This is a genomic window from Sphingomonas sp. URJC2 (assembly GCF_059803575.1).
In genome coordinates, this window is the sequence record NZ_JAPFGX010000010.1 from 32,412 (window position 1) to 46,986 (window position 14,575).

The 14,575-nt window shown below is 69.5% G+C and carries 10 protein-coding genes and 1 pseudogene; 6 read left to right on the forward strand and 5 right to left on the reverse strand.

The genetic code is table 11. The annotated features are described in order from the left end of the window. Nucleotides 1-88 precede the first annotated feature (88 nt). Nucleotides 89-547, reverse strand: a complete 459-nt coding sequence (locus OPU66_RS05970; protein ID WP_498552698.1) for a MaoC family dehydratase — start codon at nt 545-547, stop codon at nt 89-91. Nucleotides 548-676: 129 nt separating this feature from the next. On the opposite strand from OPU66_RS05970, the gene OPU66_RS05975 reads away from it, so the two are divergent. Further along, nucleotides 677-3,658, forward strand: coding sequence for an L-glutamate gamma-semialdehyde dehydrogenase (locus OPU66_RS05975; protein WP_498552699.1), 2,982 nt, complete (start codon nt 677-679; stop codon nt 3,656-3,658). Nucleotides 3,659-3,721: 63 nt separating this feature from the next. Here the strand turns inward: OPU66_RS05975 and purN are convergent. Together purN and purM are read right to left on the reverse strand one after the other, a co-directional pair. Next, nucleotides 3,722-4,294, reverse strand: a pseudogene (purN, locus tag OPU66_RS05980) (phosphoribosylglycinamide formyltransferase); the annotation flags it as partial. A 22-nt stretch (nt 4,295-4,316) separates the two neighbouring features. Next, nucleotides 4,317-5,411, reverse strand: a complete 1,095-nt coding sequence (purM, locus tag OPU66_RS05985; RefSeq protein WP_498552700.1) for a phosphoribosylformylglycinamidine cyclo-ligase — start codon at nt 5,409-5,411, stop codon at nt 4,317-4,319. Between the two features lie 66 nt (nt 5,412-5,477). On the opposite strand from purM, the gene OPU66_RS05990 reads away from it, so the two are divergent. From OPU66_RS05990 to OPU66_RS06005, 4 genes are read left to right on the forward strand one after another with little or no spacing between them, the layout of a single operon-like run. Then, nucleotides 5,478-6,764, forward strand: coding sequence for a heavy-metal-associated domain-containing protein (locus OPU66_RS05990; RefSeq protein WP_498552729.1), 1,287 nt, complete (start codon nt 5,478-5,480; stop codon nt 6,762-6,764). Beyond that, nucleotides 6,761-7,366 (forward strand): P-loop NTPase family protein, encoded by a 606-nt coding sequence (locus OPU66_RS05995; RefSeq protein ID WP_498552701.1) that lies wholly within the window; start codon nt 6,761-6,763, stop codon nt 7,364-7,366. Before OPU66_RS05990 ends, OPU66_RS05995 begins: the two co-directional genes overlap by 4 nt. Further along, complete coding sequence (locus tag OPU66_RS06000) at nt 7,366-9,516, forward strand: RNA degradosome polyphosphate kinase (protein WP_498552702.1); 2,151 nt, start codon at nt 7,366-7,368, stop codon at nt 9,514-9,516. The genes OPU66_RS05995 and OPU66_RS06000 overlap by 1 nt, the downstream gene beginning before the upstream one ends. Further along, nucleotides 9,513-11,009, forward strand: coding sequence for a Ppx/GppA phosphatase family protein (locus OPU66_RS06005; protein ID WP_498552703.1), 1,497 nt, complete (start codon nt 9,513-9,515; stop codon nt 11,007-11,009). The genes OPU66_RS06000 and OPU66_RS06005 overlap by 4 nt, the downstream gene beginning before the upstream one ends. 22 nt (nt 11,010-11,031) lie before the next feature. Here OPU66_RS06005 and OPU66_RS06010 read toward each other — a convergent pair whose 3' ends face one another. Further along, a complete protein-coding gene (locus OPU66_RS06010) occupies nt 11,032-11,349 on the reverse strand; it encodes an I78 family peptidase inhibitor (RefSeq protein WP_498552704.1) in 318 nt (105 codons plus the stop codon). Further along, complete coding sequence (gene rnd / locus OPU66_RS06015) at nt 11,346-12,533, reverse strand: ribonuclease D (protein ID WP_498552730.1); 1,188 nt, start codon at nt 12,531-12,533, stop codon at nt 11,346-11,348. Before rnd ends, OPU66_RS06010 begins: the two co-directional genes overlap by 4 nt. Before the next feature lie 147 nt (nt 12,534-12,680). Here rnd and aspS point away from each other — a divergent pair, with 147 nt between their 5' ends. Continuing rightward, complete coding sequence (aspS, locus tag OPU66_RS06020; protein WP_498552705.1) at nt 12,681-14,480, forward strand: aspartate--tRNA ligase; 1,800 nt, start codon at nt 12,681-12,683, stop codon at nt 14,478-14,480. Nucleotides 14,481-14,575 lie beyond the last annotated feature (95 nt).

The window sequence follows — 14,575 nt, forward strand, 5'->3', positions numbered from 1 at the left end:
CTTGTCTCTCCTTGAATGCGCTGTTCGGCAAATCACTGTGTCGGGTTGCAGGCCCCCGGCCCGGGCGCAGGCGGGCGGGCCGAGCGGGTTACAGGAAGAACTGGCTGATCCATTCGGCGATCAGCGCCGGCTTGTCCTCACCCTCGATCTCGAGTGTGTATTCAACGGTCTGCTGCCACTGGCCGGGGCGCTTTTCCTCCAGCTCGAGCAGCTTGAAATGGCCGCGCACCCGCTTGCCCGAACGCACCGGGGCGAGGAAACGGGTTTTGTTGCCGCCATAATTGACGCCCATCTTGATCCCGGCCGGGCGCGGCATGTCGGTCATCTGGGTCAAAACCGGCATCAGCGACAGCGACAGGAAGCCGTGCGCGATGGTGCCGCCAAACGGGGTCAGCTTCGCCTTGTCGGGATCGACATGGATGAACTGGTGATCGCCGGTCGCATCGGCGAATTTGTCGATCATCGCCTGATCGACGGTCAGCCAGTCCGACGTGCCGAGCGGCTGTCCGACCTTGGCTTTCAGCTCATCAAGGCTGACGGTGGGCATGGTGCAACTCTCCCGCATAATGTCTGTTCTTGCCCGCCCGGCTGCTGCCTTAGCGGTGCTGTGCGTGCATCCCTACGCATCCCACTTTCCCCCTTGCAAGACCGGGCCAAGCCCTGCGAAGGGGAGCCCATGGATTCCGCAACGTCACGCACGCTTTTGCCGCTCAAATCGCTCCACCGCGCGCCCGAGCCGGAGGTGCTGAAACCGCTGCTCGAACGCGCCCGACTCGCGCCCGAAGAGCGCGAGGGGGCGGTGCGCGTGGCGCTGGGGCTGCTCGCCGATCTGCGCGCCGCGCAGACGACCGGCTGGGTCAACCAGTTCCTGCAGGAATATCGGCTGAACACGTCGGAAGGCGTCGCCCTGCTGTCGCTCGCCGAGGCGTTTCTGCGCGTGCCCGATCCCGCAACCGCCGATCTGCTGATCGCCGACAAGCTGGGCGAGGCCGATTGGCGCGCCCATGCCGGGCGCAGCGCGTCGGCGCTGGTCAACTCGGCCACCTGGGGGCTGGTGATGGGCAAGGCGCTTGTCCATGACGCGGGGCAGGGCGGGGTGCTGCGGCGGCTGATCGCGCGCGCGGGCGAGCCGTTCGTCCGCCAGGCGGTGGGCGCGGCGATGCGGATGATGGGCGAAATCTTCGTCATGGGCCGCACCATCGATGAAGCGACCCGCCGGATGAAAAAGCCCGAAAACAAGGGCTTCACCGCCAGTTTCGACATGCTGGGCGAAGCGGCGCGCACCTATCCCGACGGGCAGCGTTATTTCGACAGCTATATGGCGGCGATTGCAGCTGTCGGCAGCGATCCGGCGGCGGGCCATTCGGTGTCGGTCAAGCTGTCGGCGCTGCACCCGCGTTACGAGGTCGCGCACCGCGCCGATTGCGTGCCGGCGCTCACCGAAATGCTCGCCACGCTTGCGCTCGAAGCGTCGCGTCGCGGCATCGCGCTGACCGTCGATGCCGAGGAATCCGAGCGGCTGGAAATGAGCCTCGACATCATCGCCGGCGTCGCCCGCATGCCCGCGCTCAAGGGCTGGGACGGCTATGGCATGGCGGTGCAGGCCTATGGCAAACGCGCCCGCGCGGTCATTGGCTGGGCCGATGAGCTGGCGCGCGAGACCGGGCGGCGGATGAATGTCCGGCTGGTCAAGGGCGCCTATTGGGACAGCGAGATCAAGCGCACCCAGGAAGCGGGGCTGAGCGATTATCCGCTGTTCACCCGCAAGGCGGCGACCGATGTGTCCTATCTGGCCTGTGCGCGCGACATGCTCGATGCGCCGGGCATCGCGCCCGCCTTTGCCAGCCACAATGCGCTGACCGTCGCCACCATCGTCGAATGGGCGGGCGGCCGCCGCGATTTCGAGTTCCAGCGCCTGCACGGCATGGGCGAGGGGCTGTATGAGCGGCTGGTGCGCGAACAGGGCTATCATTGCCGCATCTACGCGCCCGTCGGCGGCCACCGCGACCTGCTTGCCTATCTGGTCCGGCGGCTGCTCGAAAACGGCGCGAACTCCAGTTTCGTGCATCAGCTCGCCGATGAGCGGCTGAGCGACGAGGTGCTGCTCGCCGATCCGGTCGCCCGGATCGAGGCGGTGGGCGGCAGCCGTCATCCCGGAATCGCCCTGCCGCGCGACCTGTTCGCGCCGGAGCGGCGCAACAGCGAGGGCATCGACCTGCAAGACAGTGACACTCTGGCGGCAATCGCCGCCGAAATCGGCCGGCACGGCCTGCCGTCCGCCCCGGCCGCGCTGGCCGATCCGGCTGCGGCCGTGGCGCGCGCCCGCGCCGCCGCCGATGCGTGGTCGGCGCGGCCCGTGGAGGCGCGCGCCGCCTGTCTCGACCGGCTGGCCGATCTGCTGGAAGAGCACCGGGCCGAGCTGATGGCGATCTGCGTGCATGAAGCGCGCAAGACCATTCCCGACGCGCTTGCCGAAGTGCGCGAGGCGGTCGATTTCTGTCGTTACTACGCCGATCAGGCGCGCGCCCATCTCCAGCCCGTCGAGCTGCCCGGGCCGACCGGCGAGCGCAACATCCTGCGCATGGAAGGCCGCGGCGTCTGGGTGACGATCGCGCCGTGGAACTTCCCGCTCGCGATCTTCCTCGGCCAGACGGTGGCGGCACTCGTCACCGGCAATGCCGTGGTCGCCAAGCCCGCGCCGCAGACGCCGCGCATCGCCGCGCGCGCCGTCGAGCTTGCCCATCAGGCGGGGGTGCCGGCCGATGTGCTGATCCTCGCCGCCGGCGGGCCGGACACCGGGGCGGCGCTGGTCGCCGATGCGCGGGTGGCCGGGGTCGCCTTTACCGGATCGACCGCCACGGCGCGGCGCATCGCCCGCGCGCTGCTGGCCGATGACAGCCGCCCGCTGGTGCCGCTGATCGCCGAAACCGGCGGCATCAATGCGATGATCGTCGATTCGACAGCACTTGCCGAACAGGTGGTGCAGGATGTCGTCACCTCGGCCTTCCGCTCGGCCGGGCAGCGTTGTTCGGCGCTGCGCCTGCTGCTGCTGCAGGAAGATATCGCCGATCACACGATCGAAATGCTCAAGGGCGCGATGAACACGCTGGTGATCGGCGATCCCGCCGACCCGGCGACCGATGTCGGCCCGGTGATCGATGCTGCCGCCCATGACCGGCTGATGGCGCACCGCACCGCGATGGCCGGGCGGATCGTCCACAGCCTTGCGGTGCCGGAGGGCGGGCATTTCGTGCCGCCGACGATCATCCGCCTCGATGACATTGACGATCTGCAGGCCGAATGGTTCGGGCCGCTGCTGCACGTCGCGACCTGGAAGGCGGGGACGCTTGAAGAGGTGGTCGCGCGGGTGAACGCCAAGGGCTTCGGCCTGACCATGGGGCTGCACAGCCGCATCGCGCGGGCGGCGGAGACGGTCGAGGCGCTGGCGCGGGTCGGCAATCTCTATGTCAACCGCTCGATGATCGGCGCGATCGTCGGCAGCCAGCCTTTTGGCGGCGAGGGGCATTCGGGCACCGGTCCCAAGGCCGGCGGCCCGCATTACCTGCCGCGCTTCTGTGCCGAGCGGGTGACGAGCACCGACACCACCAGCGCCGGCGGCAATGCGACGCTGTTGTCGCTCGACGATATCGGCATCTGATCCGGGCCGGGCGCGGGCCATAGGGCCTGCGCCCGCACGGGCGCTTGGGCGGGCGGCGGTTCAGCGCTGCCCGGTCACAAATGCGTTCAGCACGCGCGGGTAAAGCTGATGCTCGGCGATCAGCACCCGTGCGGCAAGGCTGTCGGGCGTGTCGCCGGGCAGGATCGCCACCCGCGCCTGGCCGAGCACCGGCCCGTCATCCAGCTCGGGCGTGACTATATGGACCGAGCAGCCCGCCTCGCGGTCACCGGCAGCAAGTGCCCGTTCATGCGTGTCCAGCCCCTTGTAGAGCGGCAGCAGCGAGGGGTGGACGTTGATGATCCGGCCCTGCCATTTCACGACAAAATCGCGCGATAACAGGCGCATATAGCCGGCAAGCGCGACATATTCGACGCCTGCTGCGCGCAGTTGCTCATCGATCAGCGCATCGAATGCCGCCCGGCCCATGCCGACATGGCTGTGCGCGAAGGTCGCAATCCCTTCCGCCCGGGCAAGCGCCAGCCCCGGCGCATCGGGATCATTGGCGGCAACGAGCACGATCTCATAGCCGGCCCCGGCGAGGCGCGAGGCATAGAGCAAGGCCGCCATGTTCGATCCCCGGCCGGAAATCAGCACGCCGATGCGTGCCCTGGCCACGGGAGACGCAGGAGGGAGCGGATCAGCCAAGGTGCACGGCGTCCCAGCTGGCGCGTGCGCTCCAGGCCTCGGCCGACCCGGCGACCGTGCAGCCGCGCGCGCCCGGCTCGACCCGGCCGATCGTGAACAGCTGCTCGCCCGCCGCGGTCAGCGCGGCGGTCACCTGCGCGGCCATGTCGGGCGACACGATCACCGCCATGCCGATCCCGCAGTTGAAGGTGCGCGCCATTTCCGCCGGCTCGATCGCGCCCTGCGCCTGCAGAAACGCCATCAGCCGCGGCTGCGGCCAGGCATCGGCGTCGATATGCGCGTGCAGATCGGCAGGCAGCACGCGGGGGATATTTTCCAGCAGCCCGCCGCCGGTGATGTGGGCGAGCGCATGGATGCGCCCGGCGCGCACTTCGGGCAGCAGCGCGCGGACATAGATGCGGGTCGGGGCCATCAGCGCGTCGATCAGCAGCACTTCATTGTCGAACAGCGCCGGCCGGTCGAGCTTCCACCCCCGGTCGGCGGCCAGCCGCCGGACCAGCGAATAGCCGTTGGAATGCACGCCCGACGACGCGATGCCGAGGATCAGGTCGCCCGCCTGCACGCGGTTGCCGGTCAGCGCCTGATCGCGCTCGACCGCGCCGACGCAGAAGCCGGCAAGGTCATAGTCGCCGGGCGCATACATGCCCGGCATCTCGGCGGTTTCGCCGCCGATCAGCGCGCAGCCGGCCTGGCGGCACCCCTCGGCAATGCCGGCGATCACCCGTTCGGCGACCCCCGGTTCCAGCCGGCCGGTCGCATAATAATCAAGGAAGAACAAAGGCTCCGCACCCTGCACGATCAGATCGTTGGCGCACATCGCGACCAGATCGATACCCACCCCGTCATGCCGGTCATGCTCGATGGCAAGCTTGAGCTTGGTGCCCACCCCGTCATTGGCGGCGACCAGCAGCGGATCGGTATAGCCCGCCGCCTTCAGGTCGAAAAACCCGCCAAAGCCGCCCAGATCGGCGTCCGCGCCGGGCCGCCGGGTCGCGCGTGCCAGCGGGGCGATGGCCTTGACCAGCGCATTGCCCGCCGCGATCGAGACGCCGGCCTGGGCATAGGTATAGGGCTTGTTGTCCGTCATGTCGTCGGCCCTAGCGACAACATGCTTGGATTTCCACCGCCGACACGCCAGAAGGGCGGCGTGACCGTGCTTGCCCGTTTCCGTTTCCTGCCGCCGGTGCCGGCCGGTGCCGTGCCGGTGCTGGGCGCTGCGGCCTGTGCGCTTGCCGCGCTTGGCTGGACGCTGTCGGGCGCGGGGCTGCGCGCGCAGATCGAGGGCGAGCGCGGGGTGCCGCCCATCGACAGCTCATCGAGTTTCGAGGTCGGCGGAATCGAGGTCGATGTCGTCGGGCCGAACGCCGAAGCGGCGCGGCTGGGCGGCTGGCGCGAGGCGCAGCGGCGCGGCTGGAAGGCGCTGTGGGCGCGCACCCATGGCGGCACGCCCGGCCCCGGCCTGTCCGATTCGGCGCTCGATCAGATGGTTGCCGGGATCGTCGTCGAGGAAGAACAGATCGGCCCGCGCCGCTATGTCGCGCGGCTGGGCGTGCTGTTCGACCGTGCCCGCACCGGCCAGATCCTCGGCGCGACCGGCGGGCTGAGGCGGTCCGCGCCGATGCTGGTGCTGCCGATCGAATGGTCCGGCGGCACGGCGCAGGCGCTTGAGGCGCGCAGCCTGTGGCAACAGGCCTGGGCGCGTTTCCGCACCGGCTCCAGCCCGGTCGATTATGTCCGCCCGACCGGCACCGGCGTCGATCCGCTGGTGCTCAATGCCGGGCAGAGCCTGAGGCCGGGGCGCAATTGGTGGCGGCTGCTGCTCGACAGCTATGGCGCGGCCGATGTGCTGATCCCCGAAGTGCGGCTGATGCGCGAATGGCCGGGCGGGCCGGTGATCGGGCGCTTTGCCGCCTATCACGGGCCGGACCGCCAGTATCTGGGCGGGTTCGTGCTGCGCGTCGGGTCGAGCGAGGCGCTCCCCCGGCTGATGGATGAAGGCGTGAAGCGGATGGACGCGCTTTACGCCGCGGCGCTTCAGGCCGGGCGGCTGACCCCCGATCCGGGGCTGGCGATCGACATGGCGGCGCTGCTGCCCGAGACGGTCGACGATCCCGCCGACATGGCCGGCGACGAGGCGCAGCTGACCGATGCGCCGCCGCCGGCGGCAACCGCGATCACCATCCAGTTCGACACCCCCGATGCCGCCGCCGTCAGCGCGGCCGAAGCGGCGCTGCGCGCAGTGCCGGGCGTGCGCGCGGCGGCGACGTCCAGCCTCGCGCTGGGCGGCGTGTCGGTGATGCGGGTGACGTTCGAGGGCGATCAGGCGGCGCTGCGCACCGCGCTCGCCGCGCGTGGCTGGCAGGTGCAGGAGGGCGCGGGCGCGCTGCGCATCCGGCGCGGCACGCCCGCCGCGCCCGCCGGGGCGCAGCCGCCCAGATGAGCCAGATGGCGCTGCCGCTGGGCTGGCCGGCCGAGGAGCGGCAGGAAGATTTTATCGTGGGCGAGGTGAATGCGCAGGCGGTGCGCCATCTCGATCATTGGGGCACCTGGCCGGTGATGGCGACGCTCCTGGTCGGGCCGCGCAAATCGGGGCGCAGTCTGCTCGGCCGGCTGTTCGCCCGGTCGAGCGGCGGGCGGCTGTTCGACGATGCCGAACGCCGGCCCGAGGATGAGCTGTTCCACGCCTGGAACGCCGCCCAGACCGACCGTCGCCCGCTGCTGATCATCGCCGATCAGCCGCCCCCGGCCTGGCGGGTGCGGCTGCCCGATTTGCGCTCGCGCCTGTCGGCCACCCCGGTGGTGCGCATCGGCGAGCCCGACGAGGCGATGACCGCCGCGCTGATCGACAAGCTGCTCGCCCAGCGCGGGCTGGCCTGTCCGCCCGATCTTGCGCCCTGGCTCGGCGCGCGGATCGAGCGCAGCTATGTCGGCATTCTGCGCGCGGTCGATCTTCTCGATGAAGCGGCCCTCGCCAAGCGCGTGCGGATTTCGGTAAGGCTGGCGCGTGACCTGTTCGGTCACAAGCAGGAGGATCTGTTCTGATGGCGCGCCCCCGGCCGCTCGACCCCGCCGACGACCGCCCGGCATCCGCCGGCGATCAGCGTTATTTCAACCGCGAAATGTCGTGGCTGGCGTTCAACCGCCGGGTGCTGGAAGAGGCATGCAACCCCGCCCATCCGCTGCTCGAGCGGCTGCGCTTCCTGTCGATTTCCGGATCGAACCTCGATGAGTTCTTCATGGTCCGCGTCGCCGGGCTGAAGGGCCAGCAGATGCAGGGCGTCGAGGAACGCGCGTTCGACGGGCTGACCGTCATCCAGCAGCTGGCCGCCGTCACCGACGGGTCCGAAGCGCTGATGGCGAGCCAGCAGCGCGTCTGGGCCGATCTGCGCGATGCCCTGCAGGGTGCCGGGATCAGCGTCGTGCGCGGCGACGATCTGCCGGCCGCCGACCGCGCCTGGCTGGAGGCGCATTTCCGCAACCAGATTTTCCCGATCATCACCCCCCAGGCGCTCGATCCGGCGCATCCGTTCCCGTTCATCCCCAACAAGGGGCTGACGCTGATCTTCGACCTTGTCCGCCTGTCGGACAAGGAACCGATCCGCGAGCTGGTGATGCTGCCGCCGACGCTGCCGCGCTTCGTGCGCATTCCCGGCGAACCGGCGCGTTACATCGCGATGGAATCGGTGCTGCGCTGCTTCACCGATCTGCTCTTCCCCGGTTATCGGGTGCTGGGGGCGGGGGCGTTCCGCATCATCCGCGACAGCGATATCGAGCTGGAGGAAGAGGCCGAGGATCTGGTCCGTTACTTCCGCAGCGCGATCAAGCGCCGCCGGCGCGGCCGGGTGATCCGGCTGGAGCTGGAGGCGAGCATGCCCGCCGCGCTCGAAACGCTGGTGCGCGGCGAGCTGGCCGCCGACGCGATCCTGACCGAGGCCGACGGGCTGCTCGGCATCGGCGACCTCGAGGCGCTGGTCGAGGAAGACCGGCCGGACCTGAAGTGGGTGCCGTTCAGCCCGCGCTTTCCCGAGCGCATCCGCGAATATGGCGGCGATTGTTTCGCCGCCATCCGCGCCAAGGACATCGTCGTCCACCATCCCTATGAAACGTTCGACGTCGTGCTCGCCTTCCTGCAACAGGCGGCGGCCGATCCCGATGTGGTCGCCATCAAGCAGACGCTCTACCGCGCGGGCAAGCAGTCGGCGGTCATTCAGGCGCTGATCGCGGCGGCCGAGGCCGGCAAGTCAGTGACGGCGGTGGTCGAGCTGAAGGCGCGGTTCGATGAAGAGCAGAATCTGCTCTGGGCGTCGGCGCTGGAGCGGGCGGGCGTGCAGGTCGTCTATGGCTTTATCGAGTGGAAGACCCATGCCAAGGTGTCGATGGTCGTCCGCCGCGAGGGTGAGGGCTATCGCACCTACTGCCATTTCGGCACCGGCAATTATCATCCGGTGACGGCGCGCATCTATACCGATCTCAGCTATTTTACCGCCGATCCGCGCGCCGGGCGCGATGCCGCGCAGCTGTTCAACTACATCACCGGCTATGTCGAGCCGACCGAGCTGGAACTGCTTGCCATGTCGCCGCTCGACCTTCGGGCGCGGATCGCGGCGCTGATCGACGAGGAAATCGCCCATGCCCGTGCCGGCCGCCCGGCCGGCATCTGGGCCAAGATGAACTCGCTCGTCGATCCGGCGATGATCGACAAGCTTTACGAAGCAAGCGCCGCGGGCGTCGTGATTGAGCTGATCGTGCGCGGCATCTGCTGCCTGCGCCCCGGCGTGCCGGGCCTGTCGGACAATATCCGCGTCAAATCGGTCGTCGGGCGGTTCCTTGAGCACAGCCGCATCTTCGCGTTCGGCGGCGGGCGCGACCTGCCCAATGACCGGGCGAAGCTGTTCATCTCCTCGGCCGACTGGATGCCGCGCAACTTCGACCGCCGGGTCGAATATATGCTGCCGATCACCAACAAGACCGTGCATGATCAGGTGCTCGATCAGGTGCTGGTCGCCAATCTCATCGACAATGAGCAGAGCTGGGAGCTGGGCGCGGACGGCAGCTATGTCCGCACCCAGCCGGGCGAGCGGCCGTTCAACCTGCACCGCTATTTCATGACCAATCCGTCGCTGTCCGGGCGCGGCACCGCGCTCGCCAACAGCGATCAGGTGCCCAAGCTGAGCGTCGGGCGCCGGGCATGACGGCAGCGGCAGTCCAGCTGCGCGGGCCGGCGGCCGAACCGCTGGCCGCGCGCGCGGCGATCATCGATATCGGCTCGAACTCGATCCGGCTGGTCGTTTATGGCGGGCCGGCGCGGGTGCCGGCGATCCTGTTCAATGAAAAGGTGACGGCGGGGCTGGGCGAACATCTGGCCGAAACCGGCCAGATCGCCCCCGATGCGCTGGACGCGGCGGGGCGGGCGCTGGCGCGGTTCCGCCGGCTGGTCGACGCGATGGGCGTCACCCGGCTGCGCACCGTGGCGACGGCGGCGGTGCGCGATGCCTCGAACGGCACCGCGCTGCTCGCGCGCGCGGCGGCGCTCGGCCTTGAGGTCGAGCTGTTGTCCGGCGTTGAAGAGGCGCGGGCGGCGGCGCTGGGTGTGCTGTCGGCCATTCCGGGGGCGGAGGGGCTGGTCGGCGATCTGGGCGGCGGCAGCCTGGAACTGACCCGGCTGGGCGGCGGCACGGTCGGCGATTGCGCCTCCTTCCCGCTCGGCGTGCTGCGGCTGGCGGCGCTGCGTGGTGAGCCGCGCGCGGCGGTCGAGCGGGCGGTGGCCGATCAGCTGGCGCGCGCGCCGTGGCTGGCGGGCGCGCGCGGCCTGCCGCTGCATCTGGTCGGCGGGTCGTGGCGCGCGCTGGCGCGGGTGGACATGGCGTTCAGCGACTATCCGCTGCCGATCATCCACCAATATCGGATGCCGGCCGCGGCCGCCGAGCGGCTGGTGCAGACGGTGGCGCAGGCCGACCGGGCACGGCTGCGCGCCATCCCCTCGCTGTCGGGCGGGCGCATCGCGACACTGGGCGAGGCGGCGCTGCTGCTCGCGGTGCTGGTCGACCTGCTCGGCACCAGCGAACTGGTCGTCTCGGCCTACGGCCTGCGCGAAGGGCTGCTTTACGATCTGCTCGACGGCGATGTCCGCGCCGAAGATCCGCTGATCGCCGCCTGCCGCGCCGAAGCCGAGGTGCAGGGCCGGTTCCGCGAGCATGGCGACCTGCTCGACCGCTGGATCGCGCCGGTGTTCGGGGCGGAACCCGATGCGCGGCTGCGGCTTGCCTCGTGCCTGCTCGGCGATGTCGGCTGGCGCGCCAATCCCGAATTCCGCGCCGAACGCGCGCTCGAAACCGCCGTGCACGGGGCCTGGGTGGGCGTTGATGCTCGCGGGCGGGCGATGATGGGGCAGGCGCTGTTCACCGCCTTTGGCGGCGGCGTCGCCCCGATCCCCGGCTTCGACCGGCTGGCGAGCGCTGCCGAGCTGCGCCGCGCCGCCGAATGGGGGCTGGCGATCCGGCTTGGCCAGCGGCTGAGCGGCGGGGTCGCCGGGCCGCTGGGCGCGACATCGCTGGGCATCGAGGACGGGCGGCTGATGCTGCGCTTTGCCCCCGGCGCGGGCGATTATTATGGCGATGCCGTGGAAAAACGGCACCGCCAGCTTGCCCAGGCACTGGGACTGGAACCGGCCCTCGGTGCGGCCTGACCGGCGGCCGCGCGGTGCCCGATCAGCCGCAGTTAAGCGCGGTGATCCGGTTCTGCGCGTCGAGCGTCAGGTTCAGCCGGTCGGGCCGGTAATCCATCGTCACCATCGCCCCCGGCGGTTTCAGCCGGACGAGCGCGGCCTTGGCGCGCTTGCGTGCTTCGGCGACGGTCTGTTCCGATGCCTCGCGGCCCACCAGATCCTCCAGCGAGGCGGTGCTGCACCCGGCCCAGGGCGGGGTGGCGGCGGGGGTGCGCGGCGGGCGCGGCTTGCCGCCACAGGCCGACAGCGCCAGCCCGCCGAGCAGCGCCGCGGCCAGCGCGGCATGGCCAAAACTCTTCATCCGCCACTCTCCCCGGCCGGCTGTTCGGTGCGGGCCATGTCCAGCTTGCCGCCGCGCACGGCAAAGGCAAGCCGTCCCTCGACCAGATCGAGCGCATCCTTGCCGAATTGGTCGAACCGCCAGCCGGTCAGGATCGACAGCCCGTCGCGCCGTCCGGCGGCCAGCAGCTCCAGCTCGTCGGTGCGGGCGAGCAGCCGGGGCGCGACATCGATGTCGCGGGCGCGGATCTTGAGCAGCAGCTTGAGCAGGTCCGCGACCAGCCCGCCATCCTTGCCCAGCCCCGGCCGCCGCTCGTCGCGCGGCATTTCGGCGGCGGGCAGCGGCTGCGCCTCGGCCAGCGCCTTCATCAGCCGCCCGCCAATGTCATTGCCGCCCCAGCTGGCCGACAGGCCGCGCACACGCGTCAGGTCGCTCTGCTGGCGCGGGGGATGGGCGGCGAGATCGGCCAGCGTCTCGTCCTTGACGATGCGGCCGCGCGGCAGGTTCTTGCCCTGCGCCTCGCGCTCGCGCCAGGCGGCGAGCGCCTTCAAGCGGCCAAGCACTTCGGCCTTGCGGCTGGGCACCTTCACCCGCTGCCAGGCCTGATCCGGCTCGTTGACATAGTTGTCGGGGTCGGCCAGCCGCTCCATTTCCTCGTCCAGCCAGTCGCCGCGCCCTTTCTTCACCAGTTTGGCAAGGATCATCGGGAAAATCTTCACCAGATGGGTGACATCGCCAATCGCATAGTCGATCTGGCGCTGGTCGAGCGGGCGGCGCGCCCAGTCGGTGAAGCGCGCACCCTTGTCGAGCTGGATGCCCAGCCAGCTGTCGACCAGATTGCCATAGCCGATCTGGTCCCCCTGGCCGAGCGCCATCGCCGCGATCTGGGTGTCGAAGATCGGATGCGGGGTCCGCCCGGTCAGGTTGTGGATGATCTCGACATCCTGTCCGCCGGCGTGAAACACCTTGAGCACATCTTCATTGGCGACCAGCAGGTCGAGCAGCGGCGTCAGGTCCAGCCCGTCGGCCTTGGGATCGATCGCCGCCGCCTCGCGCTCATCGGCGATCTGGATCAGGCACAGATCGGGCCAATAGGTGTTTTCGCGCATGAACTCGGTATCGACCGCGACGAAGCGCGACCGCGACAGGCGCGCGCACAGATCGGTCAAGCTGGCAGTGTCGGTAATCAGCGGATGGATGTGCATGGTGCCCGGTAGCATCGCCGGGCGCGATCATCCAGACCCGCGCCTTTCCCGCATCCGTGCCCCCGAACCCCCATCGCGGCGGCGGCCGGGCAGGCCGAACCGCATGGCGCGCTTGACAAGCGCGGTGCGAGCGCCTGTTAGGCCGGCATGCATATCTACCGTACGCACAGCTGCGGCGCGCTGCGCGCCGCCAATGTCGGCGAAACCGTCCGTCTGTCGGGCTGGATCCACCGCAAGCGCGACCATGGCGGCGTGCTGTTCGTCGATCTGCGCGACCATCATGGCATGACCCAGATCGTCGCCGACGCCGATTCCCCGGCGCTGCCGGTGCTTGACGGGCTGCGCGCGGAATCGGTCGTCACCATCGACGGGGTGGTGAAGGCGCGCGCCGGCGCGACCGTCAATGCGCAGCTGCCGACCGGCGAGATCGAGGTGTTCGCGCGCGGCGTCACCGTCCAGTCGGCGGCGCAGGAGCTGCCGATGCCGGTGGCCGGCGAGGCCGATTATCCCGAGGATATCCGCCTGCGCTACCGCTTCCTCGATCTGCGGCGCGAGCGGCTGCACGCCAATATCGTGCTGCGCAGCCAGGTGATCGCGTCGATCCGCCAGCGCATGATCGGCCAGGGCTTTACCGAGTTCCAGACCCCGATCCTGACCGCGTCGTCGCCCGAGGGCGCGCGCGACTATCTGGTGCCCAGCCGCGTGCATCCGGGCAAATTCTACGCGCTCCCCCAGGCGCCGCAGATGTTCAAGCAGCTGATCATGGTCGCGGGCTTCGACCGCTATTTCCAGATCGCGCCCTGCTTCCGCGACGAAGACGCCCGCGCCGACCGGTCGCCGGGCGAGTTCTACCAGCTCGATTTCGAAATGAGCTTCGTCACCCAGGACGATGTGTTCGCCGCGATCGAACCGGTGCTGCACGGCGTGTTCGAGGAATTCGCCAATGGCCGTCAGGTCAGCGCCGCGCCGTTCCCGCGCATCCCCTACCGCGAATCGATGCTGAAATACGGGTCGGACAAGCCCGATCTGCGCAACCCGATCGTGATTTCGGACGTGTCGGCGCATTTCCGGGGCTCGGGCTTCGGCCTGTTCGCGCGCATCGTCGAGGGCGGCGGCGTCGTCCGCGCCATCCCGGCGCCGAACACCGCCGGCCACAGCCGCAAATTCTTCGACGACATGAACGACTGGGCGCGTGCCGAGGGCCATGCCGGCCTTGGCTATATCACCCAGAAGGGCGGCGAGCTGGGCGGTCCGATCGCCAAGAACCATGGCGAAGAGGCGACCCGCAAGCTGATCGCCGAGCTCGGCCTTGGCCCGGATGACGGCATCTTCTTTGCCGCCGGCAAGGAAGGGCAGGCGGCCAAGCTCGCCGGGGCCGCGCGCACCCGGCTGGGCGAGCAGCTGGACCTGATCGACCGCAACCGGTTCGAGTTCTGCTGGATCGTCGATTTCCCGATGTATGAATATGACGAGGACGCGAAGAAGGTCGATTTCTCGCACAATCCGTTCTCGATGCCGCAGGGCGAGCTGGAGGCGCTGGAGACCAAGGATCCGCTCGACATCCTTGCCTATCAGTATGACATCGTCTGCAACGGCGTGGAGCTGAGCTCGGGCGCGATCCGGAACCACCGGCCGGAGATCATGTACAAGGCGTTCGAAATCGCCGGCTATTCGAAAGAAGATGTCGACACCAACTTTGCCGGCATGATCAATGCGTTCAAATATGGCGCGCCGCCGCATGGCGGCTCGGCCCCCGGCATCGACCGCATCGTCATGCTGCTGGCCGACGAGCCGAACATCCGCGAGGTCATCCTGTTCCCGATGAACCAGAAGGCGGAAGACCTGATGATGGGCGCGCCGAGCACGGTGACCGCCAAGCAGCTGCGCGAACTGCACATCCGCACGGTCGACGGGCCGGGCACCAAGGACGCCGCGCCCAAGGCGTAAGTCGTTCGGACCGCATCCGCGCGCGGGGCGCGCGGATGCGGTCGCGAGTGTTTGTGGCGCATGCGCGCGTCGCGGCACGGTGAACGCTGCCTCTG

What these genes read in the sequence shown, in the direction of transcription:
- purM (WP_498552700.1), bottom strand. Translation starts at nt 5,411, where the DNA reads ATGACGGACAACAAGCCCTATACCTATGCCCAGGCCGGCGTCTCGATC.
- OPU66_RS06000 (WP_498552702.1), top strand. Translation starts at nt 7,366, where the DNA reads ATGGCGCGCCCCCGGCCGCTCGACCCCGCCGACGACCGCCCGGCATCC.
- OPU66_RS05995 (WP_498552701.1), top strand. Translation starts at nt 6,761, where the DNA reads ATGAGCCAGATGGCGCTGCCGCTGGGCTGGCCGGCCGAGGAGCGGCAG.
- aspS (WP_498552705.1), top strand. Translation starts at nt 12,681, where the DNA reads ATGCATATCTACCGTACGCACAGCTGCGGCGCGCTGCGCGCCGCCAAT.
- OPU66_RS05970 (WP_498552698.1), bottom strand. Translation starts at nt 547, where the DNA reads ATGCCCACCGTCAGCCTTGATGAGCTGAAAGCCAAGGTCGGACAGCCG.
- OPU66_RS05975 (WP_498552699.1), top strand. Translation starts at nt 677, where the DNA reads ATGGATTCCGCAACGTCACGCACGCTTTTGCCGCTCAAATCGCTCCAC.
- rnd (WP_498552730.1), bottom strand. Translation starts at nt 12,533, where the DNA reads ATGCACATCCATCCGCTGATTACCGACACTGCCAGCTTGACCGATCTG.
- OPU66_RS06010 (WP_498552704.1), bottom strand. Translation starts at nt 11,349, where the DNA reads ATGAAGAGTTTTGGCCATGCCGCGCTGGCCGCGGCGCTGCTCGGCGGG.
- OPU66_RS06005 (WP_498552703.1), top strand. Translation starts at nt 9,513, where the DNA reads ATGACGGCAGCGGCAGTCCAGCTGCGCGGGCCGGCGGCCGAACCGCTG.